Genomic DNA, 599 nt, shown 5'->3' on the forward strand with positions numbered 1-599 from the left:
ACTACCTACGGACATCTATCTGCTCAGATGCATGTCTCTGTGGGTGACAGGGTGAGCAAAGGACAGTTGATTGGACAAATCGGACAAGGGATTGTTGGGCGATCTACCGGTTCACATTTACATTTTCAGGTGGAGCTGAACGGAGCAGCCGTTGATCCACTCAATTATGTATTCGCCCCAGGCTCAGAACTGCCAAGTTTGCCAAGTGAGCTAGGGTATCAGCCCTTAAATGTAGATTACGTCTTGCAGTTTTTAAATAAACGAAAATCCGCGCTGGCTGATCGCAGCCTGCTGCAGATGATCGATGACGCGGGACGGACTAAAAATGTATCCCCCTATCTCCTGATCGCCATTACCGGTCAAGAACAATCTTTCGTGCCGAGAAACAATAACCATGCTTCGGAGATTATCCGAAATCCGTGGAACGTATTTGGATGCTGGTGCAAGGGGAAAGGAGCGCGACTAACGACCGGAGAATCGGCCCAGATTGCGGCCAATACCATTATCAAGTTATCACAGGATCTTCCTGCCGGTCGAGATCCGATTCAATGGCTGTCGGCCAAAGATAACCCTCGTGGTTACTATGCAGAACATAACGG

The 599-nt window shown here is 49.1% G+C and carries 1 protein-coding gene; it reads left to right on the plus strand.

Annotated elements, in window-relative coordinates:
* Positions 1-51: 51 nt before the first annotated feature.
* Positions 52-599, plus strand: a 548-nt coding sequence (locus ACQ76X_RS36140) for a M23 family metallopeptidase (RefSeq protein ID WP_438498700.1), incomplete at its 3' end; no start/stop codon positions are given.

Origin of the sequence: Paenibacillus sp. IHBB 3054, from assembly GCF_051594305.1 — a bacterium.
Classification (GTDB): Bacteria; Bacillota; Bacilli; order Paenibacillales; family Paenibacillaceae; genus Paenibacillus_AQ.